This is a genomic window from Pseudoalteromonas sp. S3178, assembly GCF_005886985.1.
Lineage (GTDB): Bacteria > Pseudomonadota > Gammaproteobacteria > Enterobacterales > Alteromonadaceae > Pseudoalteromonas > Pseudoalteromonas carrageenovora.
Window position 1 is genome coordinate 106,625 of sequence record NZ_PNCW01000016.1, and the last position, 26,635, is coordinate 133,259.

Here is a 26,635-nt window from a genome sequence, read left to right on the forward strand (position 1 = left end):
ACTATGGTAGCTACACGACAATCACATCAACAAGATGAGAGTACAGACTTTAGCACGCGGCTTTCGTTACTTGGCTTGTCTGAGGAAAAAACAGAGCTACTAAATCAAGCCCAGGCCCTGTGCGATAAATGTGATAACCAAAGCAGGCAAAACACAGCAATCGAAATGGTAGAAATTTTAGCTGAGCTAAATCTTGACCCTGAATCGTTAGCTACTGCGTATTTAACACCTTATTTTTTAAATGATTTAATATCGCTTGAAACCATAGAAGAGCAGCTAGGTAATAACATTGCTATGCTGCTAACGGGTGTAGCGCAAATGGCCACTATTAGTACTTTATCGCACCAAGGTAAAGGCACTATGCAGGTCGATAATATCCGAAAAATGCTATTAACCATGGTCGAAGACGTACGCGCTGTTGTTATTAAACTTGCAGAGCAGGTATGTCATTTACGTAATGTAAAAGATGCCGACGAAGAAGAGCGAGTTATTGCCGCTAAAGAAACAGCCGATATTTTTGCACCACTTGCGAACCGTTTAGGGATTGGGCAATTAAAATGGGAGCTTGAAGATTTATCGTTCAGGTATTTACACCCAGATACCTATAAAGGCATTGCCAAACAGTTAGATGATAAACGACTTGCTCGCGAAGCCTATATGGAAGACATGGTTGAGCAGGTAAAAAACCGCTTAAGTGAAGCCGGTATAGAAGCGCAAGTGTACGGGCGGCCTAAACATATCTACAGCATTTTTAAAAAAATGCAGCAGAAAAACTACGAGTTTGATCAGCTTTTTGATATTCGCGCAATGCGTATTGTGGTTGAGCGTCTACAAGATTGTTACGGCGCGCTTGGCATAGTACATACAAACTGGCGTCATCTTAATAAAGAATTTGATGACTACGTTGCCACACCAAAACAAAATGGCTATCAGTCTATTCATACTGTGGTATTTGGACCTGAGGGCAAAACCGTAGAAATACAAATACGCACCAGCGATATGCATCAAGATGCTGAGCTAGGTGTTGCTGCACATTGGATGTATAAAGAAGGCGCATTACCAGGACGGGGCTCAGGGTACGAGCAAAAAATTAGTTGGCTGCGTAAATTACTGCAATGGCAAGAAGAAGTGGTTGATGGTGGCGATTTAGCCGAAGAGCTAAAAAACCAAGTAGTAGAAGACCGTGTGTACATTTTTACCCCAAGTGGCGATATTATTGATTTACCATTAGGTGCTACACCGCTTGATTTTGCCTACTACATTCACTCAAACGTAGGTCACAGGTGCATAGGCGCTAAAGTATTTGGCAAAATAGTGCCGTTTACGCATCAGTTATCAACGGGTGATCAAGTAGAGATACTTACTCAAAAGCAACCTAATCCAAGCCGAGACTGGCTAAATCCATCATTGGGTTATATTAAATCATCACGTGCAAGAGCTAAAATACATCACTGGTTTAAGCAGCTCGACCGCGATAAAAACCTAAGTGCGGGTAAAGAAATCCTCGACAGTGAGTTACAAAAGCTTGATTTAACCTACAAAGATTTAGATCCCGCCATTAAGCGCTTTAATTTTAAAGAGCTCGATGACTTAATGGTTGCCATTGGCGCAGGTGATGTACGCTTAAACCAAATGCTTAACTTTGTTAGCGATCGTACAGAAGATGAACCGGTTATACGTTTTAAAGCACCAAGTAAAGTAACGGGTGATAAAAACGGCATTGTAGTGGATGGTGTTGGTAGCTTAATGAGTCATGTAGCTAAGTGTTGTCGTCCTGTGCCTGGCGATCAAATAATTGGCTATATAACGCAAGGTCGTGGTATTGGTGTTCATAAAGATGACTGCGACTCATTTAATAACTTAAAAACACAGCATCCAGAACGTGTGATCTCAGTAAGTTGGTCTGACGATATTAATGGCTCTTATGCACTGAGCATAAAAATTGAAGCCAGCGATCGTTCTGGTTTAATTCGCGATATAAGCTCTGTGCTTGCTAACGAAAAGGTCAACGTATTAAACATGAACGTAAATACGGTTGGCGCAGATCAGCTTGCTGTATTTACCATGCAAATAGAAGTACATGACTTATCAGGTACTAATCGTGTACTTTCAAAACTACTTCAGATTGAAGGTGTTCACGATGCTAAGCGCAGCCAATAAACATGACAGATAAAAACGCATTAACTGAGCTTTTAAATATTATGCAAACCTTGCGAGATCCTAACGGCGGGTGCCCGTGGGATCTTAAGCAAGATTTCAAATCAATTGTACCTCATACCCTAGAAGAGGCGTACGAGGTTGCCGATTGCATAGAGACTAATAATTTAGGTGAGCTTAAAAATGAGCTTGGCGATTTACTTTTTCAAATAGTGTTTTATGCCCAGATAGCTAAAGAGCAAAACTTATTTGATTTTGATGATGTTATAAATCAGCTAAGCACTAAACTTGTGCGCCGCCACCCTCATGTATTTAACGAGCAGCAAGCGTTAACTGACGAGGAGTTAGCAAAGCAGTGGCAAGCAATTAAAGCACAAGAACGTGCTGAAAAAGCTTTATCGGTTAATACTTCGCTTTGGCAAGATATTCCTGCAAATATGCCAAGCCTTAGTAAAGCTAAAAAAATTCAGCAACGTGTTGCTGGCTTAGGGTTTGATTGGCCAAGCTATCATGGCGCACTTGATAAAGTGAGCGAAGAAGTATTAGAAGTAAAAGAAGCGCTCGAACACGATCCTCTATCTGAGCATACAGCAGAAGAAATAGGCGACTTACTGTTTGCCACTGTCAATGTTGCTCGCCATGTTAAACGCGATCCTGAACAACTTTTAAGACAAGCAAATGATAAGTTTTCAGCGCGGTTTGAAAAGGTACAAGCGTACTTAATTGCTCAAGGTAAAAGTTTAGATACTGCAAGCCTAGAAGAAATGGACAGCGCATGGGATGCCATTAAAAAAGTGAAATAGGTTTAATGTTAAAAAATGCACATTTTTTGTGCGCGCATTTACTATTTTTAGCTGGATTGCGCTGGCGTGTTTTGGTACAATTTCGCCCCGTCTTGATGATATACCCAGAGTCTCTTTCTCGGGTGTTATATTCCTTTTAATTCCTGATATTCTAGGGTTCGCATGAGTACAAAATTTATCTTCGTTACTGGCGGGGTTGTTTCTTCGTTGGGTAAAGGTATTGCAGCAGCATCACTAGCCGCTATTTTAGAGGCCCGTGGTTTAGACGTTACCATATTAAAGCTGGATCCTTACATCAACGTTGACCCAGGCACAATGAGCCCAATTCAACACGGTGAAGTATACGTTACAGAAGACGGCGCAGAGACTGACCTTGACTTAGGTCACTACGAGCGTTTTATTCGTACCAAAATGACTAGTCGTAATAACTTTACACAAGGGCGTGTATACGAAGACGTGTTACGTCGTGAGCGCCGTGGTGAATACCTAGGTGCAACTATTCAGGTTATTCCACATATTACAAATGACATTAAGCAACGCGTATACGACGGTGCTGAAGGTCATGAAATCGCGATTGTAGAAATTGGCGGCACAGTAGGTGATATTGAATCACAACCGTTTATTGAAGCAATTCGTCAAATGGGTACTGAAATTGGCCGCGAACGCGCGCTATTTATTCACTTAACGCTAGTGCCATTTTTAGGCCCTGCGGGTGAAGTGAAAACAAAACCAACTCAGCATTCTGTTAAAGAGTTGCGCTCTGTAGGTATTCAGCCAGATATTCTTATCTGTCGTTCAGACCGTAAACTGCCTAACAACGAGCGTGCAAAAATTGCATTGTTCACTAATGTTGAAGAAAAAGCGGTTATTTCACTACCAGACGTAGACAGCATTTATAAAATTCCTGCGCTATTAAAATCTCAAGAATTAGATAACTTTGTATGTCGTCGTTTTCATTTAGATGCGCCAGAAGCTGATCTTGCTGAGTGGGAACAAGTACTTTATCAAGAGTCTAATCCTACTGGTGAAGTAACAATTGGTATGGTTGGTAAGTACATTGAATTACCAGATGCATACAAATCAGTTAACGAAGCACTAAAACATGCGGGTCTTAAAAATCGTTTAACAATTAATATTGAATACGTAGACTCACAAGATTTAGAAAGCAAAGGTGTAGAACTACTATCTCATTTAGATGCTATTTTAGTTCCTGGCGGCTTTGGCGGACGTGGTGTTGAAGGTAAAATTTTAGCGGCTAAATACGCACGTGAAAACAAAGTTCCATACCTAGGTATTTGTTTAGGTATGCAAGTGGCACTTATTGAATACGCGCGTAATGTTGCAGGTTTAACTGATGCAAACTCTACAGAATTTAACGCTAACTCAGAAGCGCCTGTCGTTGGTTTAATTACTGAATGGTTAGACGCTGAAGGTAAGGTTGAAGTACGTGATGAAAAATCTGATTTAGGTGGCACTATGCGTTTAGGCGCACAAAAATGTCATTTAACACCAGGTTCTAAAGTACATGAAGTATACGGTAATGCTGAAATTGTTGAACGTCATCGTCATCGCTACGAAGTAAACAATAATTTTGTAGAGGCGCTTGAAAAAGCAGGCTTGAGCTTTACTGGTTTATCAGAAGATAAAAAATTAGTAGAAATTATCGAAAATAAAGATCACCCATGGTTTATTGCCGCGCAATTCCACCCGGAATTCACGTCAACCCCACGTGATGGTCACCCGCTATTTGAAGGGTTTGTAGCTGCGGCTCACATTCACCAAAAAGCTAATTCGTAATTTTAAAAGCCGTGCATATTGCACGGCTTTTTTGTTTTAAGGGTTGACTGATACCCATTATATTAAAAATATGAGCATTGTATCGGAATAAATAAGTCACTAACTGCGTTAAAAATTACTCATATAGAACAACTATATGTCATAATTTGTGCCTTGTTATTGAGTTGTTTTCTTAGCGCTATGATGGCTCACTAATTAAATGCAATTGGTATAAACTATACAAAACGTAGTAAAGTTAGCTGAACTCACCATTTTGGGAATATAGAGGAATCAAGATGTCAGAAATCGTAAAAGTAATCGGTCGCGAAATTATGGACTCGCGTGGTAACCCAACTGTTGAAGCAGACGTACATTTAGCAGATGGTTCTTGGGGTCGTGCAGCTGCACCTTCAGGCGCATCTACTGGTACTCGCGAAGCATTAGAGTTACGCGACGGTGATAAGTCACGTTACTTAGGTAAAGGCGTATTAAATGCTGTTGGTTTTATTAATAATGAAATCGCAGATGCGCTTAAAGGCCAAAATGCATTAGAGCAAAGTGCTGTTGATAAAGTAATGCTAGATTTAGACGGCACTGAAAACAAAGAAAAACTAGGTGCAAACGCAATCTTAGCAGTATCACTTGCAACTGCAAAAGCAGCTGCACAGTCTAAAAAAGTAGAGCTTTACGAGCACATTGCTGATTTAAACGGCACACCGGGTGTTTACTCTATGCCACTTCCAATGATGAACATCATCAATGGTGGTGAGCACGCAGATAACTCTGTAGATATTCAAGAGTTTATGATCCAACCTGTTGGCGCTGCAAACTTCCGCGAAGGCCTACGTATGGGCGCAGAGGTATTTCATAGCCTTGCAAAAGTACTTAAAGCAGACGGTCATTCAACAGCGGTTGGCGATGAAGGTGGCTTTGCGCCAAACCTTGCATCTAACGAAGCGGCACTTGCAGCAATTAAAGTTGCGGTAGCAAACGCAGGTTACGAGTTAGGTAAAGATATTACTTTAGCGATGGATTGTGCTGCATCTGAGTTTTACGACAAAGAAGCAAATATTTACGATCTTAAAGGTGAAGGCAAAAAATTCACTTCAGAAGAATTTAACTTCTTCTTACAAGAGCTTACTGAGCAATATCCAATTGTGTCTATTGAAGATGGCTTAGATGAGTCAGATTGGGATGGCTTTGCACACCAAACTAAACTAATGGGTGATAAAATCCAATTAGTAGGTGATGACTTATTCGTAACAAATACTAAGATTTTAAAACGTGGTATCGACAACGGTATTGCTAACTCAATCTTAATTAAGTTTAACCAAATTGGTTCACTAACTGAAACGTTAGCTGCAATCAAAATGGCAAAAGATGCAGGCTTTACAGTTGTTATTTCTCACCGCTCTGGCGAGACAGAAGATTCAACTATTGCTGATTTAGCGGTAGGTACTGCTGCAGGTCAAATTAAAACAGGTTCATTGAGCCGTTCTGACCGTGTAGCTAAGTACAACCAACTTCTTCGTATTGAAGAAGCGCTAGGTTCAAAAGCACCTTACAATGGTCTTAAAGAAGTTAAAGGCCAGTAATTACAGCTCTTTAATTTAAGATTATAAGATCCTCGCTCAGGCGGGGATTTTTTATGCCAGCTACTTTTCTATTAGGAGATTTGAGTAGACCTTCTAATGTACGTATTTAGTAAAAATGAGCCCACATAAAGCTTTTAATACTTACGTATAATTAAAGCTGAAACTGCTGTTTTAAAATCTCACCTGTAAAACTGGTTTTTAAATAAAAACCACGTGGTAGGGTTTTGATAATTTGACCATGTGGACCAATAGCATCAGTAACCACTTTGCTGTTTGCCGCCTTAGGTCTAATTTGTATAGCATCCCCTAAATGGCCTGATATTTCATCTACTCGCCCAAGTGCGATTAACTCCATTTGTTCTTCCCAGTCACGCTGTAATAATGCATCTTGCTCAGGTGTTGGTTGCCACAAAAAGCCGCTGCCTATCGTTCTGTCAAACGGGGCTATATCTCGCTCACTTAGTATGGGTAACCATAAAACATGATTTAGTTTTTTACGCACAGAGCTTGTATGCCACGTCATACCGGTGACGTTTATTAAAGGTGTTACCGATACAAACGTAGTCTCTAGCGGCTTACCTTTGTAAGAAATGGGGAGTGTTTTGAGCTCTATCCCTAAATCTTCAAAATCAGGGAGGGGTTTTGAACCTGCTGTAGCCCCAAGTACATATTCAATTAGTTGCCCGGTCCAGCCTTTTTCACGAAGTAAATCATCAGGTGTTTTAAAGTGATACTGGTTTGCAAGTTGGCCAAGTGTTAATCCAGCAATGTTATTCACGCGCTGCATTAGATCGTTAATTGAGTGTGGTTTTGATGGTCGCATACTATTAATTTCGGTTGAATAAATACCATAGCCATGATAGCAAATTGGCTAAGCCGTGGATATCTTTAGGGTTGTTCGTTTTTTGCTCGCTTGTTGTTTGGGTTAATTTTGTACATGTATAAAATTGGGCTGTTTACTTTAAGTTACTGAGCTAGCTGGTTTTTTTTAAGTTATGCATTCAGTTTTGATTAAGGCTGTTAAAAGTTGCTGGGATAAATACAACTATATAAACATGTTTATCCACAGATTCTGTGGAGAACACGAGTTTTTAGATCTTATATTGTGGATTTGTTTGCAAAACGAGCGTGTTTTATAAAAGTTATGCACAAACTGTGAGTAAGTAGAGTAAAACAATAACCGCAATAGCTTTGGTGGATTATTTTTAAAATTTTTACTCACACTTCATTATTTTATGGGGTATGCAAAAGCGTAAACTTAGCTTACAAATTAGCTTGGCTATAATAGTGTTTGCCGTATTGCAGCTAATGTGGAACAATCATTAAAAATCGACTTACAAATGAGGCACTAAGGTGATTGATGCCGAAGGTTTTCGTGCCAATGTAGGAATTGTAATTTGCAATAATCAGGGACAGGTTTTTTGGGCTAGACGTTATGGTCAGCATTCTTGGCAATTTCCCCAAGGTGGTGTTGATGATGGCGAGACAGCAGAACAAACCATGTACCGCGAGTTACACGAGGAAGTAGGGCTGCGACCTGAAGATGTAGAAATAGTCGCAAGCTCAAAACATTGGTTACGCTATAAATTACCCAAACGATTAATTCGCCGCGACTCTAGTCCGGTGTGTATTGGGCAAAAACAAAAATGGTTTTTATTAAAACTGCGTTGTAAAGATGAAGATGTAAACTTGCTTAAAACCCATCATCCAGAGTTTGATGATTGGCGCTGGGTAAGTTACTGGTATCCTGTAAGACAGGTAGTATCGTTTAAACGGGATGTTTATCGACGTGTAATGAAGGAGTTTGCTCCTTTCGCCATGCCTTTTAATAAAAGAGAACAACACAAAGATCATTGGCGAAGTAAAAGGTAGTAATTTCTAGATAGAATAAAGGAGCAGGACATGCTGGCTACACTTAGGTCTATTGCTGAGTCTGTATCGCAACAAGCGAATTTAGACAGTGCTCTAGTGTGCTTTGTGCAAATGGTTAAAGATGCCATGAAAACCCAGTGCTGCTCCATTTATTTTGCAGATTACAGCCAAGACAATTTTGTACTTATGGCTACCGAAGGGTTAAATCCTGATGCGGTGGGTAAGTTTAGAATTGGCTTTACCGAAGGCTTAGTAGGCTTAGTTGCCCAGCGCGAAGAGCCAATTAATATAGCATTTGCTAAATCACACCCGCGATTTAAACTCTCCCCCGAAGTGAATGAAGAAGGCTACAATGCTTTTTTGTCAGTGCCTGTGGTGCATCAAAAAAAAGTATTAGGCGTTATTGTTGTTCAGCAAAAAATGGCCCGTGTTTTTAGCCAAGATGAAGAATCGTTTTTAATTACGCTCTCTGCGCAACTTGCATCACAATTAGCGCATGCTGAAATAAAAGAAGTATTGCGACAAGATGAATCATCTCATCAAACATCTGTTTTAAAAGGGGTATCGAGTGCGCCGGGCATAGGAATTGGCCAAGCATTTGTCGTGCTGCCAAAGCTTGATTTTAAGTCTATAGAGCTTTTAAAAGACAGTGATGTAACAGAGCAACGCCGCTTGTTTACGCAAGCCGTAGCCGCGACCCGAAAAGAATTTAATACGCTTTCTATGACGCTAAGTGACTCGATACCGCATGAAGCGTTGGCTGTATTTGATGTTTACCAACAATTACTTGATGCAAAAAGCTTAGGCCATAATGTTGAGGTACAGTTACAAGAAGGTTGGTGCGCTAAAAGTGCATTAAAAATTGTAATAGAGCGCTTAATCTCTCAATTTAATGCCATGCAAGACCCATATATAAAGGAGCGTGCGGTTGATGTTAAAGACATTGGTTTACGTGTGCTACATCATTTAGTAAACACCGAACACGCTATAAAAGATTACCCACCAAATACTATTTTAATTGCTAATACATTAACTCCGGCCATGCTTGCAGAAGTGCCAAAAGGGCATTTAGCGGGTGTAGTTAGTGTTAATGGTTCAGCTAATAGCCATGCGTCTATTTTAACGCGTGCAATGGGTATTCCTGCTATTTGGGGTATTGAAGATTTACCACTATTACAGTTTGAGGGTAAACCGCTCATTCTGGATGCATTTTCTGGGCGTTTATATATTTCCCCATCGCAAATGCTAATAGATGAGTATACCGAGCTTCAGTACCAAGATGGCTTATTGAATAACCGTTTTTTAGCCGAGCAAACATCAGAATCAATAACGCTTGATGGTGAGCATATTAGCTTGCTGTTAAATGCCGGGCTTGAGCTAAATACAGAACAAAGCAGTTCACATATTTGCGATGGCGTAGGGCTTTACAGAACAGAGGCTTGGTTTATGCAAAAAGGCCAGTTTCCGTCGCAATTAGAGCAAGAAAACTGGTACCGCGAAGTGCTTACTAGCTACCACCCAAACCCTGTGGTTATGCGTACGCTGGATATTGGTGGCGATAAAGTTTTAGATTATTTTAATATTACCGAAGAAAACCCATTTTTAGGATGGCGTGGTATACGCATAAGCCTTGATCATCCAGAGCTATTTTTAGATCAGCTTAAAGCGATGTTAAAAGCAAATATTGGCTTAGGCAATTTAAAGATTATGCTGCCAATGATCAGTGGCACCGATGAAGTAGATGAATCTTTGGCATTGTTTGAGCAAGCGTATTATGAGCTAAGTGAAAAGTACCCAGAGCAAAGTATAGAAAGACCTGATATTGGTATAATGCTTGAGGTGCCTTCTAGCGTATTTATGTTGCCTGAATGGTCAAAAAAAGTCGATTTTTGCTCAGTCGGTAGTAACGATTTAACGCAGTACCTATTAGCTGTAGATAGAGCTAATGCACGTGTTGCTGAGCTCTTTAATCCTTATCACCCAGGCGTACTAAGAGTGTTAAATAAAGTGGCTTGTGAGTGTGAGCAGTACGAATTGCCTTTTAGTTTATGTGGTGAACTTGGTGGCGACCCCGAAGGTGCGATTTTACTTATTGCAATGGGATACAGGCGCTTAAGTATGAACCTATCATCACTTAATAAAGTTAAGTGGGTGATCAGGCGCTTAAATGTGAGTGACATGGAGCAGCTACTTAACGAGTGCTTAACTCAATCTACCGCTAAGCAAGTATTGCGTTTAACACGAAACTTTATGATAGAGCATCAATTAGGCGATTTGTTTTACACGCCTAAATAGTATCAATCCGCAGATGCTATTGGCTTTATAATCCTTTAATATACACACATTAATAGGTATTTGAGATAACTATGTATGACTTAGGGCTGTTAGTGGCAAGCTGCGCACTACTAGGCTGCATTGTCGGTTTTTTAGCAGGATTATTAGGTATTGGTGGCGGTTTAATTATTGTCCCTGTGCTTAGTACGTTACTGTTATCGTTTGACGTTACATCTCCAAGTCACGTTTTAGTGATTGCTATAGCAACCTCACTTGCTTCTATTTTATTTACTTCAACCTCTTCAGCGTTAGCTCATCATAAAAATGATAATGTGCCGTGGGAAATAGCTCCTTGGGTTATGTCAGGCGTTGCGTTAGGGGCATTAATTAGTGGCTTTGCCGCAAGCCTCATTCCTGAGCAAATTTTACGAACTGTGTTCGCTATCAGCGTCGTGTTTATTGCAACAAGAATGGTGTTGTCGACCCGCAAAAAAGCAGTATTGGAGCAACCTTTACCAGCAGGCCCTATTTTGGGAGCTATATCGGCTCTAATGGGAGGCTTATCTGGTTTAATTGGCATTGGTGGTGGGGCGCTTATTGTTCCAATGCTTAATTATTTTTCGGTAGATATAAAAAAAGCCATAGGTTGCGCCGCTGCTTGCGGCATTGTTATCGCCTTATTTGGTTCTATTGGGTATATTAGTGCAGGTTGGCAAGTTACCGATTTAGAACATGGTTTTGCAGGGTTTGTTTATTTACCTGCGTTATTTGGGATTGTTATTACATCATGGTTTGTTGCGCCTATAGGCGCTAAAGCAACTCATTATTTACCTGTTAATACAATAAAGAAAGTTTTCGCGGTATTGCTTGTTGTTATCGCACTTAAAATGGTTTTTAGCTAAAGGTTTATTTTTTATGGCACTTGAGTTTCCTCAAATTGATCCAATAATTTTTTCTGTTGGGCCGCTAAGCGTACGTTGGTACGGGTTAATGTATTTAATTGGTTTTGCGTTTGCGATGTGGTTCGCTAATCGTCAAGCTGCAAAACCTAATTCAGGTTGGACAAAAGAGCAGGTAAGCGACTTACTATTTTATGGCATGCTAGGGGTAATTCTTGGTGGGCGTATTGGTTATGTATTGTTTTATCAGTTTAGTTACTTTATAGAAAACCCGCTTTATTTATTTAGAATAGATCAAGGTGGTATGTCTTTCCATGGCGGCACGCTGGGAGTTATAACAGCCGTAGCCGTTTTCTCGTGGACACGCAAAAAATCATTGCTTCAAGTTGGCGATTTTGTTGCTCCGCTTGTACCTGTTGGTTTACTAGCTGGAAGAATAGGTAACTTTATTAATGGCGAGCTGTGGGGTCGAGTGACCGATGTGCCTTGGGCTATGGTATTTCCTACAGGCGGGCCACTTGCGCGTCATCCATCACAATTATATGAAGCATTTTTTGAAGGCCTAGTACTCTTTTTAATCCTGCAATGGTTTATTAAAAAACCGCGTCCAGCGGGTAGTGTAGCGGGTGTATTTTTACTAGGTTATGGCGTATTTAGGTTCTGCATTGAGTACTTTCGCCAACCAGATGCGCAACTAGGGCTGTTTGCTGACTTTATTTCGATGGGGCAAATATTATCACTTCCTATGATTGTGGGTGGTTTAGGTTTATTAATTTGGGCATACAAACAACCACAACAAGTTAAAGCAGCTAAGGCATAATAAAACAGCATGAAACAATATTTAGAATTATGTCAGCGTATTGTTGACGAAGGCCAGTGGGTAGAAAATAAACGTACAGGAACGCGCTGTTTAACAGTTATAAACGCTGATTTAGAGTACGACGTAGCGAATAATAAGTTTCCTATGATCACCACGCGTAAAAGCTACTACAAAGCAGCGATTGCTGAGTTATTAGGGTATTTACGTGGTTACGATAGTGCAGAGCAGTTTCGTAATATTGGTTGTAAAACTTGGGATGCAAATGCTAACGACAACGGCGCATGGCTTAATAACCCTAACCGTAAAGGTGAAGACGACATGGGCCGCGTCTACGGCGTACAAGGCCGCGGATGGCAGCGACCAGATGGTTCAACGCTCGATCAGCTTGCTAAAGTTATTAATAACTTAAAAAATGGTATTGATGATAGAGGGGAAATCGTTACTTTTTATAACCCCGGCGAATTTGAGCTTGGTTGTTTGCGCCCATGTATGCACACGCATACTTTTTCCCTGCTTGGTGACACGCTATATTTAACATCGTATCAGCGCAGCTGTGATGTGCCACTGGGCTTGAATTTCAATCAAATTCAGTGTTTTGTTTTACTTGCATTGGTAGCTCAAATTACCGGCCATAAAGCAGGTAAGGCGTATCATAAAATTGCTAACGCCCATATTTACGAAAACCAACTAGAACTAATGCGAGACGTGCAATTAAAGCGCGAACCGTTCGAATCGCCTAAACTAGCAATTAACCCAAAAATAAAAACGTTAGAAGATATAGAAACGTGGGTAACGCGTGATGACTTTGAAGTAACGGGCTATCAAAGCCACGAACCGATTCAGTATCCATTTTCAGTATAAAAAGATTAAGGAAAACTAAAATGAAAGCAGTGATCCCAGTAGCGGGCTTAGGTACTCGTATGTTACCTGCCACAAAAGCAATCCCTAAAGAAATGCTACCAATAGTAGACCGTCCACTTATTCAATATGTAGTAAATGAAGCGGTAGCAGCAGGAATTAAAGAAATAGTACTTGTAACTCACTCAAGTAAAAATTCTATCGAAAACCATTTTGATACAAGCTTTGAACTAGAGGCCACATTAGAAAAACGTGTTAAGCGGCAATTACTTGCCGAAGTGCAGGCTATTTGCCCTAAAGACGTCACTATTATTCACGTACGCCAAGGTGAAGCTAAAGGCTTAGGCCACGCAATCAACTGTGCGGCGCCAATTATTGGTAACGAACCGTTTGTTGTAATTTTGCCAGATGTAATTATTGATGACGTAGAAAGCGACCTAAAAAAAGACAACCTAGCTGAAATGATTGCTCATTTTGAGCAAACAAAACACAGCCAAATAATGGTTGAGCCAGTGCCAATGGATGAAGTAGATAAGTTTGGTGTGGTTGATTTAGGCGATGTTGACTTACAGCAAGGGGAAAGCTCACCCATTACAAACATGGTAGAAAAACCGCCTGTTGATCAAGCTCCTTCTAACTTAGCTGTAGTAGGGCGTTATGTATTAAGTGAAAATATTTGGCCATTACTTGCTAAAACACCTCAAGGGGCAGGCAACGAAATTCAGCTAACAGATGCCATTGCAATGCTAATGGAGCATGAAAAAGTTGATGCTTATGCAATTAAAGGCCGTAGTCACGATTGTGGTAGTAAAATAGGTTACTTAAAAGCAACGATTGAATTTGCACTACGCCGCGATGAATTTGCAGGTGAACTCAAATCATTTATTAAAACACTAATTTAATTAGTTATTTTATTTAATACCTTAAGGCGCCTATTTGGCGCCTTTTTTTATACTTATTCATTAGAATAAATATGTATTAATAAGAAAGCTCAAAAACAGAAATGTTTTAGGGACATTACAGACAGATTGTAATTTATGTTGTAAAGTTTAAGTTAACTGGCATTAAATTTGTATTAAATAATGCTCTCAAGGAAGGGGTGGAGTATGCAATATTGTGTTTTATAAAACATAAAAAAGCATACGAAGAGCTAAGTTAATAGCTCAAAGCTTAATAAAGTTAAACGCTTTCTTGTGAGAATGTTTAACTGAAATGTAAGTGTAAAGGCACTACTTTCAGGACAACAAATACATGTTTATACATAAAAAAAATAACATTGGGCTATCACTTAGCTTGCTGATGCTTTTATTTGGCACAGCATGCAGTGTTACGCCTGAAATAAAAACAAGCAACACACCGCAAACTAACACACCAGACTACGTATCTATTACTGCCCTAGAGCTTGCTCAGCTAAAAGATGCCGCCATGCAATGGCAACAAGCCCGAGCGGGTATTGAGCGCATTTTAAAATTAGAAAAAGAAATAACTTATTTAGTAAACCATATAGACATTATAAACAGCAAAGCTATAGCCCAGTCTAACCAAGGCTATAGCAGTAAGTCAGTACGCTCGCCACGCAATGCCCGCAGTACGCAATCGCGCCCGCGACAGGTAAAGCAAAACTACAGCAATAAAAAGCAAGCTGTTAAATTAAATACACCTAAACATGTATTTGCATTACAGGTTGCCTCTGTTGATTCGCAAAACGGTGTAGCAAAAGCATGGAAAGAGCTAAATACCAAAGCAGCCCCATTATTTAGAGACAAAATACTGACAAATGTAGAAACCGCAAAAATAAATAACAAAACTTTTTACAGGCTAAAACTAGGCTCTTACCAAAACTTTAAAAATGCAAAAGCTGACTGTGACGTATTTAAGCTATATAAGCTTGATTGCATAGTAAGTAATTACACAGATAAGCCTATTAAGTTGTAACTAAATTTATTGAAAGTGGCGCATAATTTGCTTTGAGATGTTATCTAGGTTGTCTGAGTACTTTTAATGCGCTGTTTTAGGAATTTTCATTTAATACTAACTTTACTTATACCTTTTGGTCTTTATGGATGTACTAGTGCGACGATTAAACAAGAAAGCACGCAACATACCTTAATAACAGACAAACAGGTCAAAGAGTTCGTATCGCAGTGGCATATGCAGCAAGATAGCATCGCCAAATTAACTGCTATGGAAGCGGATTTACAGCTGCTAATTATGGCGTTATCTTCTCAAAGCGAATTGAGTGAAAACCCACCTTTATTAACCCAAAAAAAACCAGATATTACCTATAGCAACGAAGCTGTAAAACCTCTTGAACCTACTACAGTAAATTCTCTTTCTGAGGCTAAATTATCTACCCCTCAGAATTTAGATCTTAATTTAATAGATGAGTCTAAAATAGGGGCTCAACTCGGTTGGTATTTAAATCCTGATTTTGCGATTGCGAAAGTTACAAAGCTTAAGGCGTTTTATCCTAATGCATTTTCTCAATTTAGTTTTGCAGTGTTTGAGAACAAAAAAAGCAATATTACGTTGTATGGGTTACGTGTAGGACCGTTTAAAAGTAATGCTGAGGTAAGCATGTTTTGTTATTTAGTAAATCAATTAGATCAAGCGTGTGATATCGCTGCATTTATAGGAAAGCCAATATAATTGATAAACTAAGCCTTTTGAGCTTATATAGTATTAAAGTATTTGAATTAGAAGTCGATACTAATTACAGTTGGGCAAAATTTAATAAGGCCCATTTTCTCATAAGGATTTAGTATGAAGTTTTATTTATCTACACTAGCTGTAGTTACAGCGGTCAGTTCGTTTAGCTCGTTTGCAGCAACAGAATCATTTGAAGCAAAAGTAACGGTACAAAATGCGGTTGTTCTTACAAAAGATAACGATTTAAGTTTTGGTACTATTCGTGCTATTGCAGATCCAACAGGTGGCGAACAAGCTACACTTGTGGTTAATCCAGACCCTGACGCAAGCCCTGTTTCTACGCAGTCAAACCCCGTTAGTAATGCTGCAACTATTTCAGTAATAGAGGATGGTGAGGCTGCGGGTTTTAGTGTGTCTGATGTAGTACCTAATTCAATTTTAACTATTACTGATCCTGTAAATACCTTAATAGTGTCTTCTGCAGGACAGGGGGTAAATGAGCCTGACTTCACTGTCGATTCTTGGACATATTTTATAACAAGTGGAACAAATGCGGGGGCGCTTTATACGCAGGCAACTCCTAACTTACAAGCTGGAGCTGACGGCGCTGTATCATTTAATATAGGCGCAAAGTTGTCTACTTCGTCAAGTGTATCAAGTGTGGATTATCCTGATGGTGAGTATTCAGGTAGCTTCAATATTGAAGTGTCTTATTGATAAGTGCTTAAGCAAATAATGCGCTTTTTGTATGCTTCGCTATTGCTGATTTTTAGTAAGTCGGTCTATTGCGATAGCATACAGCAAGAGCCTCTCAATTTTGGCACTTTAGTTATTCCTCAAAATAATACCTTAAGCTCTATAACTATTAATCATGAAGGTGAAACTACTACATTTGGTAGTATTTATGTTTTAGCCGAGGGGAACCCCGCAGAGCTTTTGTTTACTGGCTTACCTCCTCTTACTCAAGTTTCGTTTAATAAAACAAGTGATTCAACATTGCAAAGCGAAGCGCTAGGATCGAATAGTGCTAAGTTTTCGGTGGTCCTAGTGGACTTACCTAGAACGCAAGCTAGCGATGAATTTGGAGAGCTTTTACTTAAAGTAGGTGGCCGTTTAATTACTACAGGGACAAGCCAAGGTTACTTAGATGGTAGCTTTATTACCGACACACAATTAGAAATTACGATTGATTACTAAAGGAAAAACATGTTTTATAAAGTTGTTGTGCTGCTTGCACTGAGTGTATGTACTATAGGGAAAAGTGCACATGCAAATTTACTTATTTCTCCAACTCGTATTAGTTTTGATGAGCGCCAAAGAACGGCTAAAGTTACCGTAATTAATACGGGTGATAAATATCAAACATATCGTGTTTTGTGGAGCGAAAAGCAAGCGCAGCCAACGGGCGGTTATATACAATTAGCAGAGCCTACTAATGAAAGTTTAAGTACAATGGCGCGGTTGTCACCAAAACAAATGCGTTTAGCCCCAGGTGAAAAGCAAACAGTAAAAATCGCAATACGTAAGCCTAAAAACTTAGTTTCTGGTGAGTACCGTTCTCACTTATTGTTTCAGGCCCTCCCAGGTGAAAATACTAATAAAACAAGCTCTATAAAAGTAAATATGATTATGAGTTATAGTATTCCTATTCTGTTACGTAAAGACATGCAACAACCTAATGTAGTCATTGAACAAGCTCAATTAGTTTTAAATAAAAGTAATAAATGCCCTCAGTTTTTACTAAATATAAACCGAGAGGGTAAGTTTAGTAGCTATGGAAAATTAAGTGCTTACTTTGTTGATGGTGATAATGAGCAAGTTAAAATTGCAGAAATTGGCAATTTAAGTATTTATCCCGAAGTAAACAACGCGTTCGTAACGCTTAGCTTATTTAGTGAAAAAAATTTAGATAAAACAGGCAAAGTTATTTTTAAATATGAAGGAAGTCAGGAGTATAAAGATCTTGAATTTGCACAATACACGCTTCCTTTAACATCACAATCACTTAATGTATTAACAGTGAATGAAGCTAAATAAATTATTGTGTGTAATATTTGTAGGCATTAGCGCTCTGCTTAGCACTTGTGCAAATGCCAACAAAGGTGCTTCGGTAGAGGATGCTTTAACAACAATACGCACAATTGAACTAAAGCTAACTAAATCCGTTGAGCTAAACGATTATAACGCCGCTAAAGAAAGTCCCCAGCAGCGTATAGCAACTGGGGAGTTATTAATACTCTCACTTCATTTAAACTCATACTATCTAGGTGAAGTTGCCGCTATTAAGAGCGCCCAAAGTGTGCATGTTAGTTTAAGTGACCTGTTTGATATATTACAATTTGCCATGAATGTAGATGTAAGCAATCGAACAGCTCAAGGCGTTGGAGCAAACCAACAACCACTTTCCTTTAATGCTGTTGTTACTCCGGCAGTATTTACTAGCTCTTCTCAAAGCTATTTTTTAGCAAAAAACCAAATTACTATTGAAGATGATATTTATGTAGATATTGAAAGCTTACATAGTGTTTTAAATCTAGAGTTTAATATTGATTACCCAGATTTAGAGCTATTTATTAGTTCAGAAATACCGCTTCCAGTTGAGTTACAAAGGTACAGGCAATCACGTAATTTTAAATCAGCTAATAAAAAGTCGCCACCAACGCTTCCCTGGAAAGCAAGCCCTTATCAGGCACTATCCTCCCCAGTGGCTGATTTACAGTTAAACTTTACCGCAAGCGATGATAAACATTCCACAAACTATTCCCTTTTAGGAACGCAGGATTTTGCTTATTTATCGGCTGAGTATTTTTTGGCAGGTCGAAGTACTGATTTACTAACCAATTCTAGGTTAACGTTTACAAAGCAAAATTTAGACAAAAACATAGAAAATGGCTTTATGCCAACAGAAATATCTTTTGGTGATGTAATAGCAACTCAAGTAGGTAATAACTATAACAGCCAGTATGCTCGTGGCATTAAAGTGTCTAATAATGTAACTAATAAAATAATAGTTAATAATCAAATTAATTTAAGTGGTGCTATCCAGCCTGGTTGGGATGTAGAGTTGTACCGTAATGAAATATTAATAGATCAGCAGCTGAGCCTCGCAGATGGTCGATATATTTTTGATGACATAGATTTATTATTTGGAGCTAATAACTTTGAGCTTATTTTTTATGGTCCCCAAGGGCAAGTTGAGCGCAAAAGTGACTATTACTTTGTAGATGGAAATCAGCTCAAAGAAGGGCAAGGCAACTATGAATTATCAGTTACTGAACAAGGTAAGCAGCTACTAAATAATAATGTTTTTAATTCACAAGAGCAGGGGTGGCAAGTTGCAGGGAGGTACGAACAAGGGCTTACTAATAACGTATCTGTTTACTCGGCAGCGTTCGGTAAAAAAAACTCAGATGATGATTTACTCAAATATGCTTTTGGTACCAATATAAGTGTGTTTGACCGGTTATTATTAAATGCAAACATTGAAAGAAATAATAAAAATGAACGAGAATTCGAATTTACAGCTCGAACTCAACTTGCCGAACAATCACTACTTTTTAGTACCTCTAACCGCACCGACGAACAACAGCAAGATTTTAACAGTTATCAAATAAATTTAGCTGGTGGGCTAATGAATAATATTTATGGGCGACTTTCTTATCAAAATAACTTTTTATATGACGATAGTGATACCAGAGGGCGTTTTAAACAAGTACGCAACCAATTAAATTATTCGTATTCGGGCTTTGCATTAAGTAACCAATTACTATGGCAACAAGATAATAGCTTCAAGAGCACATTTGGAACAACACGTTTTCAAAAACGCTTTGGTAGAACTTACACAAGGTTTGGTGTTGATTATAGGTTATCACCAGTAAGTGAAATTGTAAGTTATGAGGCAGAGTTTAGCCGTAACCTGAGCAGAGACTTACAAGCAGAACTTACTTTAACTGACTCACTCAGTAACAATATTCAATCGGCTGAATTAGGCCTCAACTGGCAAAGTGACAAATTAAGCTTAACAAGTAACGTAAATTACAATAGTAATGATGATTGGCGACTTGGCATTTACAGTCGTTTTAGTCTCGGGTTTGATGTAGAAAACAATACATATTTTATCTCTAAGCGCAGCTTAACTAACACGGGTAGCTTAATGCTAAGAGTATTTTTAGATCAAAACAATAACGGTATTATGGATGATGACGAGCGCGGGATCGCCGGCGTTAAAGTCAAAGGAGTTCATAATTACCGTCAAGCAATTACAGATGAACATGGTATTGCGCTATTAACTTCAATGCCTGCAAACCGAACGACAGACATAATACTTGATAGAGATAGCTTTGAAAATCCATTTATAATTCCCGCTAATGATGGCTTTTCTATAACGCCTCGAGCTGGTTTTGTAGAATACATGGACTTTGCATTAAATAATGCAAGTGAAGTGGAGGGGGTTGTTTATCAGCAAAAAGGTGATGATATTCAAGTTCAACCGTTTGCGAGTGTTTCACTGTTGAATAAAAAAGGTGAACAAATTGCGCAAGCTCAAGCTGCATATGATGGTTATTATTTATTTACAGATTTAAAACCTGGGCAATATAAAGCGGTTATAAATGATGAATATAAACAACGCAAGAAGCTAAAAAGCACCCAAAATGTCACTGTGTCATTGCCGCCAGAGGGTGATGTTGTAATGGGGGTTGATCTTACATTAAAAGCCCTTAGCGAAATAACAGGCGCTATTGCTAATGCGGGGAGTTTTAGCTCGTTAAACATATTAAAAATTTATTACCAATTGATAGCACCAAAAATAGAGCACAAAAAAGCTTTTTATATACATGATAAAGTTAAAAATAAGTTCATTTTAGCGTTAGGGTATGCAAAAGAAATTTCGCCAGATCTTATCTCTGTATGCAACGCAATAAAAGCGCAAGGGCTTAAGTGCACTGTGGAAAAACACAAAATACTCCATTAAAGGAATTAGGATGAAAAGGGCTAAAGTTATTTGTTTAATTAGTGCGGTATTATTAAGTTATGGCTGTGCTAGCAATAAGGTAATTGATGAGAATGAAAATACTAAAAATGAAAAAAGTTATATAAAAATAACGGCACAAGAACTTGATGAGCTAAAAAAGAGCTCTGAACAATGGCAAAATATGAAGCCCGAACTATCTCGTTTACTGCTTATTGAAGAAGACCTAAGCTTATTAATATCGCAATTAAATACTATTGCAAAGGTAAAGGAAGAAAATACCTCAGCATTAAAGCAAGAAAAAAAAGTGGTTGATAAAGAGCCTAAAACTAACAGATTTAACTCTAACGATAATAACAAAAGTGCTCCAAAGTTTGCTTTACAAGTGCTATCAATTACTCACAAAGAGCAATTAGCTTCTGCGTTTAAGCAGTTACAAAAAAAGATCCCCGCACTACTTGAATCTAATTACGTTATAAATGTTGAAACAATTAATGTTAAAGGCGTAATGTATAATCGTTTAAAGCTAGGTGCATATATAAGTAAAGAAAACGCGACAGCTGATTGTCAAAAACTAAAGAGCCAAAGTGTAAATTGTATAGTTAGTTATTATGTTGAACAGCCCTTCATATTAGATTAAATAAGTAGGCATAATAATTGCTTTATCCTCATTATGTTTTAAAGAGGACGGCAACTATGCGCCTTTTACTGCCTTTAGTATTGTTAAATTTAACAGCTTGTAACTTGGTTCCGCCTGAGGAGCCGAGCATACCGACTGACGCCCCTAAAGCGGCAATGGCACCTTATACTGTTAACGAGTACATGGTTAATTTAACCTCACAACTTAACCAAGTAAATGGGGCTTTAAATGCCAATGCGCGCATTGGTGTAAGTAGCTTTTATTACGCAGATGCATTAGATACAAAGCTAGTAACAGGGCAAGCATCGGGCTTGAGCTTGCAAATTCAAGAAAGCTTATTAACCCAGTTTACCCAGCTTGGCTATCATACAGTTGAGTACCGCCTCGGAAACAATCTAATTTTAGCGCAAAATGCAGACAGCATTTTAAGCCGCGACTTAAGTAAATTACGCAATCGCCAAAATATTGACTTAGTGCTCACCGGCACAGTGACTCGTCAGCAGCATGCCTATATTGTTAATGCTCGGCTCGTTAATATTGAAAACAAGCAAGTTTTGTCGGCGGGCAGTACAGAGATCCCTATAAATGTAATGTGGGGAAATGAAAAAATTCAGCAGCGTGACGGGTCTTTGTACCGCAGCGAATATTAATCAGGAGCACACCATGAGAAACCTATTAATTACCCTATGTTTGCCATTAGGCTTTGGCTGTACGCAAATGTTAGATTCGCTAAGCCCAGAGCCAAAACCAGTAGAGCAAGATAATTCAGCTCAGTTGGTATCTAACCAACGTACGGTAAATGCTCCAGAGACTAATACAGCGCTATTTCAATCTAACTTGAACCAGCAAAGTAACTACACTAAAAGCGCGCCTGCAAAGCGAAAAAATATAAATCATTATGTGCGCGGTATAATGCAAGACATGGTCGAAAACCTTCAATATGTGAACGACAAAACACCGCTTGCTGTATCTAGTTTTGTATTTTTAGATGACGACTATAGCGATGGTAGCTTACTTGGTAATCAAATAGCCGAAAGCTTTATGCATGAACTGCATAGCTTTGGTGTGCCGGTTATCGATTTTAAAACAACCGATTACATGCGTGTAACGCCCGATGGTGATTTTGTATTTAGCCGTGATTACTTGGAGCTAAACCAAGATCAAAACTTTAATTATGTATTAGCAGGTACGTTAGTAAGCCATCAAGGTGGCGTATTAGTAAATGCGCGTGTAGTGGGTATACAAAGCAAGGCAGTGGTAGGTAGTGCGCAAGGTTTTATTCCGCAATCAGTTGTTGATGCACTTAACAGTAGCTATCGCACTGATGGAATAATGCTAAAACAAGCTAGTAAGTGAGGCCAAAATGCATTTTAAATATTTAAATAGCGCAATAGGCTTAGCCACACTTTTAACCTTAGCCGGTTGCTCAATTATTCAAAATAACGAATCTGTAGAGGTTATTACGCCGGTTGATAATACCCCAAATTACGATTTGACCAGGATGCTACAGTCAGTACAGGCCGAGAAAATTTCAGAACCTCAAGATAGCAGTGCGTTTGTGCCTCTTAAACATCATAAAACGCTTGTTAATTACGTTGAACAAATGGCACTTGATTTAGTTGACACGCTTGAGTCTGAAGCACAAGATAACAACAGCATTAATATAGCGGTAACAACCATTGTAGATTTAGACGCATCGCTCAATAAAAGTAATCAATTAGGGAATCAAATAGCTGAGAGCTTTATTCATCAGCTGCAAAAATTTGGTTACGGTGTTGTTGACTTCAAAGCTATGAATTCTATTGATGTATCAAACCGAGGTGACTTTGTATTATCTCGCGATATAGAAAAACTGAGTGAAAGCAGCATGGCCAACTACGTATTAGCAGGCACTTTAATTTACCGTCCAAATGGCGTAGCAGTAAATACCCGCGTTATAAACGTGCACAGCAAGCATGTAGTTGCCACTAGTAGAAAACTCATCCCGCTTTATGTACTAAACAAAGAAGATATATATTTATCAAGCAATTAAGTTAATTTTAGCTTGATATGAAAAACAAGATGCCGTTATAATTTTGTAAGCTGTAAGCTCGATGTGGCCTCTTAGTTAAATGGATATAACGGCCCCCTCCTAAGGGGCAGTTGCAAGTTCGATTCTTGCAGGGGCTACCAATTAAATCAATAGGTTACAATTTCAATATCAGCTGTTGTCTTTCCTGTGTAGCACATATGTAGCGCTGCAAACTAAATTCACGCCAGTTAATTTGCTAATGAAAAATATTTTAAAAATTTATTTTCATACTTGATTCATCAACCTATTAAAGAGCTAAGTAGCTTTTTAATACTGATATTACTTCGATTTTTAATATTCATCTAAAAAGCACAGCTATCGGAGTTCAATAAAAGGAAACCTATTTGATTAAACTCCCTAGACAACTGTCTGATTACGCAGCTATTAGGTTACCAATTATTTCAGAATAATAATCGTCTTTAACTTGTTCGGATTTCCTGAAATACCTATCAATCATAGAGGATACAATCAAATCCTTCGGTAAAGATTTAACTCCCTCCAACTTTCCAATAATATAATTTACATTAGCTAGAGCTAAAGCTTCCTTTAATTTCCCATAAGAGAAAGTAATTGGACACTTATCCAAAGCTATACCTTGTAAGCTAACGGGTCTTGGTAATGAAGGCTTCTTCTTATTCAAGACTGTCTGAATTTGCGCCATATTTATAAGAGGTAATGACTTTCCGCTTATAAACCTTTCGCCTTTGCAATCGGTTATCAACCTTATTCCGCTAGACCTAAATAGTACTTCTAATTTTAACAATCTGAAGGCCTGCTTATAAAATTCGGCATATGACTTTTCAATAGCTTCGACGTACTCATTTTTTATTTTATTTGTAAATATCATTGATTTGATTTGTTCTTCTACCAACTCTTTCTGATATACGTCATTTTCCCAGCTATACCCCTTAGTATATAAAATGTGAGGGCATTGAACCTTATTGCCAATAAAATCATCTAAATCAGAGTCTCTGGCAACAGCAATATTACTAATCTTACCTTCAGAGAGCAGTTCGCAAATTTTATTTGTAGCTGTTTTAGAACCCAGTGCTCTGAACTCCACTTCTTTGTCGAAGCCATAAGTATTAAATATACCCGACCAAAACTTTATATCTACAGACGTTTCATTAAACTTACCTTTTAGTATATCGATAAATGGGTATGAAATTTCTCCACCTTCAGTAAAAACTATTATATCAACTCCGTGAAAGAGAGCCATGTTGGACAACCCTGAGTTAGTTCTGGTAAATGACATTAAAATAATTTCTCCATATCAAATACTCTATCGCCAAACCTACTAACAACATCTGGCGAGTGCGTAGCAAATATAATTTGAGCTCTAGGATTTAAATTCAATAGGTTATCAACAAGGCTTTCCTGCCATTTTACATGTAAAGATAATTCAGGTTCATCGGCTATGTATACACAAGCTTCATTTTGTTGTAGAAGCGCTTCTCCTAAAACAATTAATAATTGCTTTTCACCAGATGAAAGTAGTTTTAATGGTAAGTCTTTTCCTGATTGAGTTGTTATTTTTAGTTCGTTTCTTTCATCAATAGAAAATACTTTTCTTTGCATTAAGTCGTTGACTATACTTAGGAAGGTTTCTTTTGGTTTAAATATTTCTTTTCGTTTTTCAACAAGTATATTCCAGTCATCAATAATACTATCAATTCTATCGTTTAATATAATTGCAGCTACATCTATATTAGATAAACCATCACCTTCACTTACTTTTTTAGAAGCCTTAGTTAAAGTTGTAAAGTGGTTATCTACTCTTGATGTATATTTTTTCTCGTCTAATTTGAACTGAGAAAAGATAGCATTTAATGCCTCTTTCTCACTTTCAATATTTAATTCTGTATCTCTTCTAAATAAACTTCGCTGATGGGTTTTTCCTACTAGCATAGAAAGAAAAATTGCTTCTTGAAACTTTTCTAATAAACCAGAACCCTGCCGTCCTAATATTGAAAAGTACCTTACTAGTCGATTGGATAATTCATCAAGCTTTCTATCAACGGTCGACTCGAAAGATTTTCTATCACGCTCTTCACTGGGAGATGCCCTGTGGACTGATAACCAGCTGACGGAAGTGATTCTATTTAGGTGATCTATAATTGTTTTGCCGTAAACATTTCGCATTTCTCTAGATAGAACATGTCTTGGAAAATCACGAAATCTTATGTGTTCCTCGTATTCGTCTAGAGAGTATATTTCTGCTTTTTCGCTAGCGCTATTTTTTATTCTGTACTCAATCTCTCGAAATGGAACACCATTATTCTCTTTTTTTAAAACAATGACTTCGGGCTTTTTTCTACCGTTGGATTCTTTTAAAATTATTGATATCGAATCAAAGTCAATTTTATCAAGGACTGAAAAGTCAGCTTTCAAGGCTGCTACAATTAAATTAATTGCGGTAGTTTTACCAGAGCCATTTATCCCAATAAGGAAATTAACATCCTCATTAAAATTAAAAGTAAGATCTCTGTCTCCCCAAAATCCATTTATTGTGACCTTTTGAATAAAGTTCATCTTAAGTACGGTGTCCTTGATAAGTTCGATAACTATTTAAATGTACATTTCATTAAACTCAAAAATGCACAAGTGAAATACATTAATAACAAACTATTTCAATTATTACTACCGATAAACGTATTAAAAACTTTTATTAACTAGGGTATGAATAGAGTTGCTTTCCTTATGATATAGCTAAGAAAAAATTCAAAATGTTAACTTTCACTTATGCTAAATCATTTAGTACAGTTATTTACAGAACTCCAAGTAAGACCCTTTTTGCCATTCTGGCAAGTGGTCAGCTAAAGGTGATTTTTGGCTTTGTCTTAGTATTTGATATGAGCTAAAGCTCAATAGGTAGCTTTAGCTATTTGAAATGTTGTGTTTAACTACAGCTTTATTTAAAAGTGATAGCTTTAGCTCTTTTTTAAATAGTAGGGAGCTTTAGCTAACTCGTATCAGCTTTAGGTTATGCCTTTTCTACCTTCCATGAATAGTGCCTAGTACTATTACCTTGTAAAAGCAGCTTTACCAGCGAACTACAAACCTTTTACTTTGAGTATCAGTTCACCATCGTAATAGCATTGTGAATATTGGCTTGTTTTCTAAATTGCGCTTGAGTGTTTATAACTAAAAATAAGAAAAGCGAGTAAATATAAATCAACTCGCTTTACAATCTTGATAGCTGATAGCTGATAGCTGATAGCTGATAGCTGATAGCTGATTGATCTGACTCCA

General features: G+C 38.1%; 23 protein-coding genes and 1 tRNA gene. 21 read left to right on the forward strand and 3 right to left on the reverse strand.

Annotated elements, in window-relative coordinates; all coding sequences use genetic code 11:
• Positions 1 to 3: 3 nt before the first annotated feature.
• The 4 genes from relA to eno all read left to right on the forward strand — a co-directional run bounded on the left by relA (position 4) and on the right by eno (position 6,331).
• Positions 4 to 2,160 (forward strand): GTP diphosphokinase, encoded by a 2,157-nt coding sequence (gene relA / locus CWC11_RS04020; protein WP_138681649.1) that lies wholly within the window; start codon positions 4 to 6, stop codon positions 2,158 to 2,160.
• Positions 2,161 to 2,162: 2 nt separating this feature from the next.
• Positions 2,163 to 2,960 carry a nucleoside triphosphate pyrophosphohydrolase gene (gene mazG / locus CWC11_RS04025; RefSeq protein WP_138681650.1) on the forward strand — a complete coding sequence of 266 codons (798 nt, stop codon included), beginning with the start codon at positions 2,163 to 2,165 and terminating at the stop codon, positions 2,958 to 2,960.
• A gap of 162 nt (positions 2,961 to 3,122) precedes the next feature.
• A complete protein-coding gene (pyrG, locus tag CWC11_RS04030; protein ID WP_058548612.1) occupies positions 3,123 to 4,757 on the forward strand; it encodes a CTP synthase in 1,635 nt (544 codons plus the stop codon).
• Positions 4,758 to 5,032: 275 nt separating this feature from the next.
• On the forward strand, positions 5,033 to 6,331 hold the full coding sequence (gene eno, locus CWC11_RS04035) for a phosphopyruvate hydratase (RefSeq protein ID WP_058548611.1): 1,299 nt from the start codon (positions 5,033 to 5,035) through the stop codon (positions 6,329 to 6,331).
• Positions 6,332 to 6,482: 151 nt separating this feature from the next.
• Here the strand turns inward: eno and mutH are convergent, their stop codons facing one another.
• Positions 6,483 to 7,154, reverse strand: coding sequence for a DNA mismatch repair endonuclease MutH (gene mutH, locus CWC11_RS04040; RefSeq protein WP_058548610.1), 672 nt, complete (start codon positions 7,152 to 7,154; stop codon positions 6,483 to 6,485).
• A gap of 530 nt (positions 7,155 to 7,684) precedes the next feature.
• Here mutH and rppH point away from each other — a divergent pair.
• The 17 genes from rppH (at position 7,685) to CWC11_RS04125 (ending at position 23,484) form a co-directional block, all read left to right on the forward strand.
• Positions 7,685 to 8,203: an RNA pyrophosphohydrolase gene (gene rppH, locus CWC11_RS04045; RefSeq protein WP_002958704.1), complete on the forward strand. Its 519-nt coding sequence runs from the start codon at positions 7,685 to 7,687 to the stop codon at positions 8,201 to 8,203.
• 30 nt (positions 8,204 to 8,233) lie between these two features.
• Positions 8,234 to 10,498 (forward strand): phosphoenolpyruvate--protein phosphotransferase, encoded by a 2,265-nt coding sequence (gene ptsP, locus CWC11_RS04050; RefSeq protein ID WP_138681651.1) that lies wholly within the window; start codon positions 8,234 to 8,236, stop codon positions 10,496 to 10,498.
• 71 nt (positions 10,499 to 10,569) lie between these two features.
• On the forward strand, positions 10,570 to 11,379 hold the full coding sequence (locus tag CWC11_RS04055; protein WP_138681652.1) for a sulfite exporter TauE/SafE family protein: 810 nt from the start codon (positions 10,570 to 10,572) through the stop codon (positions 11,377 to 11,379).
• A 13-nt stretch (positions 11,380 to 11,392) separates the two neighbouring features.
• Positions 11,393 to 12,196: a prolipoprotein diacylglyceryl transferase gene (gene lgt / locus CWC11_RS04060; protein ID WP_138681653.1), complete on the forward strand. Its 804-nt coding sequence runs from the start codon at positions 11,393 to 11,395 to the stop codon at positions 12,194 to 12,196.
• A gap of 9 nt (positions 12,197 to 12,205) precedes the next feature.
• Positions 12,206 to 13,057, forward strand: coding sequence for a thymidylate synthase (locus tag CWC11_RS04065; protein ID WP_138681654.1), 852 nt, complete (start codon positions 12,206 to 12,208; stop codon positions 13,055 to 13,057).
• Between the two features lie 20 nt (positions 13,058 to 13,077).
• Positions 13,078 to 13,956, forward strand: coding sequence for a UTP--glucose-1-phosphate uridylyltransferase GalU (gene galU, locus CWC11_RS04070; RefSeq protein WP_058548606.1), 879 nt, complete (start codon positions 13,078 to 13,080; stop codon positions 13,954 to 13,956).
• Between the two features lie 349 nt (positions 13,957 to 14,305).
• On the forward strand, positions 14,306 to 14,989 hold the full coding sequence (locus tag CWC11_RS04075) for an SPOR domain-containing protein (protein ID WP_138681655.1): 684 nt from the start codon (positions 14,306 to 14,308) through the stop codon (positions 14,987 to 14,989).
• A 216-nt stretch (positions 14,990 to 15,205) separates the two neighbouring features.
• A complete protein-coding gene (locus CWC11_RS04080; protein WP_138681656.1) occupies positions 15,206 to 15,703 on the forward strand; it encodes an SPOR domain-containing protein in 498 nt (165 codons plus the stop codon).
• Between the two features lie 114 nt (positions 15,704 to 15,817).
• Positions 15,818 to 16,420: a DUF4402 domain-containing protein gene (locus CWC11_RS04085; RefSeq protein ID WP_138681657.1), complete on the forward strand. Its 603-nt coding sequence runs from the start codon at positions 15,818 to 15,820 to the stop codon at positions 16,418 to 16,420.
• Between the two features lie 3 nt (positions 16,421 to 16,423).
• The gene (locus CWC11_RS04090) at positions 16,424 to 16,900 is read left to right on the forward strand and encodes a DUF4402 domain-containing protein (RefSeq protein ID WP_104643144.1); all 477 of its coding nucleotides are present in this window, start codon (positions 16,424 to 16,426) and stop codon (positions 16,898 to 16,900) included.
• A gap of 9 nt (positions 16,901 to 16,909) precedes the next feature.
• Positions 16,910 to 17,740: a fimbrial biogenesis chaperone gene (locus CWC11_RS04095; RefSeq protein WP_138681658.1), complete on the forward strand. Its 831-nt coding sequence runs from the start codon at positions 16,910 to 16,912 to the stop codon at positions 17,738 to 17,740.
• Complete coding sequence (locus CWC11_RS04100) at positions 17,727 to 20,675, forward strand: MSCRAMM family adhesin SdrC (protein WP_249330644.1); 2,949 nt, start codon at positions 17,727 to 17,729, stop codon at positions 20,673 to 20,675. The genes CWC11_RS04095 and CWC11_RS04100 overlap by 14 nt, the downstream gene beginning before the upstream one ends.
• A gap of 10 nt (positions 20,676 to 20,685) precedes the next feature.
• Positions 20,686 to 21,312: an SPOR domain-containing protein gene (locus CWC11_RS04105; RefSeq protein ID WP_138681659.1), complete on the forward strand. Its 627-nt coding sequence runs from the start codon at positions 20,686 to 20,688 to the stop codon at positions 21,310 to 21,312.
• A gap of 56 nt (positions 21,313 to 21,368) precedes the next feature.
• Positions 21,369 to 21,962 carry a FlgO family outer membrane protein gene (locus tag CWC11_RS04110; protein WP_138681660.1) on the forward strand — a complete coding sequence of 198 codons (594 nt, stop codon included), beginning with the start codon at positions 21,369 to 21,371 and terminating at the stop codon, positions 21,960 to 21,962.
• A 13-nt stretch (positions 21,963 to 21,975) separates the two neighbouring features.
• Positions 21,976 to 22,668 carry a FlgO family outer membrane protein gene (locus CWC11_RS04115; RefSeq protein ID WP_138681661.1) on the forward strand — a complete coding sequence of 231 codons (693 nt, stop codon included), beginning with the start codon at positions 21,976 to 21,978 and terminating at the stop codon, positions 22,666 to 22,668.
• 7 nt (positions 22,669 to 22,675) lie between these two features.
• Entirely contained in the window at positions 22,676 to 23,344 is a 669-nt protein-coding gene (locus CWC11_RS04120; protein WP_138681662.1) for a FlgO family outer membrane protein, read from the forward strand.
• 65 nt (positions 23,345 to 23,409) lie between these two features.
• Positions 23,410 to 23,484 (forward strand) — tRNA-Arg (locus CWC11_RS04125).
• 272 nt (positions 23,485 to 23,756) lie between these two features.
• Here the strand turns inward: CWC11_RS04125 and CWC11_RS04130 are convergent.
• Both CWC11_RS04130 and CWC11_RS04135 read right to left on the reverse strand, forming a co-directional pair.
• The gene (locus CWC11_RS04130) at positions 23,757 to 24,602 is read right to left on the reverse strand and encodes a DUF4435 domain-containing protein (RefSeq protein WP_171038388.1); all 846 of its coding nucleotides are present in this window, start codon (positions 24,600 to 24,602) and stop codon (positions 23,757 to 23,759) included.
• 35 nt (positions 24,603 to 24,637) lie between these two features.
• Positions 24,638 to 25,915, reverse strand: coding sequence for an AAA family ATPase (locus tag CWC11_RS04135; protein ID WP_138681664.1), 1,278 nt, complete (start codon positions 25,913 to 25,915; stop codon positions 24,638 to 24,640).
• Positions 25,916 to 26,635 lie beyond the last annotated feature (720 nt).